The sequence below is a fragment of the Mesorhizobium sp. M0848 genome (assembly GCF_040319805.1).
GTDB lineage: Bacteria > Pseudomonadota > Alphaproteobacteria > Rhizobiales > Rhizobiaceae > Mesorhizobium.
In genome coordinates, this window is record NZ_JAMYOM010000087.1 from 1 (window position 1) to 650 (window position 650).

Annotated in this window: 1 protein-coding gene; it reads left to right on the forward strand. The window is 63.1% G+C overall.

Annotation, left to right across the window (positions count from 1 at the left end; all coding sequences use genetic code 11):
- Positions 1-244 (forward strand): hypothetical protein (locus NKH95_RS33395; RefSeq protein WP_352894631.1); only part of this gene is annotated, 244 nt, incomplete at its 5' end.
- Between the last annotated feature and the right edge of the window lie 406 nt (positions 245-650).

Sequence of the window (650 nt, forward strand, 5' to 3'; positions counted from 1 at the left end):
GCAGGTGCAGGACGCCGGCTTGGAAGACGGGCAAGCGGTCCAGGCCCGGCGAGTGGGCTTTGAGCAGCACGTGTCCGAGGCGCTCCGGCCGCTGTTCGATGGTCGAGCTGACGAGCCGCCAACCAAACCAGAGGAGCTTCTGCGACTGGAACAGGGGGTTTCGCGAGGTGCTTCAGCGAGGGCAGGATCATCAAGCCGCCTCGTCTTTTTTCAGCAACCCAGGGATGCCCGCTGGACGGGATGACCTCAAGGGAAGCGTGTCGGAGGCTTTCGCAAGCTCTGGGACGCCGGAGTTCGGGCCGCCGCCCCCAGTCTTGGCTGCCAGCCAACAGCAGATCCGCCCTTCGCCGGATGAGCTTGACCAGGGCAACCACCTGCCACCCGAGTGAGTCGTCCCAACAATGAACATTCACCAGCGCTGTTGTGGCCAGCGCAGACGCAGAGGGCCCTGAATACGCCGCAAGCCGTCGCCATTCAGCAGCAGCTGAGCGAAATCGGCAATTCAGGCGGCCGCGTGCATATGCAGAGAGGGGCTGATGCGATCTCCGGACCGGTAGCTCTCGCCGTAATTGATCAGGCTGGTACTGTTGGAAGGCTTGATCAGCCTCGTCACCCCAATCTCCAGCATAGCTCACTGTCACGCGGCCAAC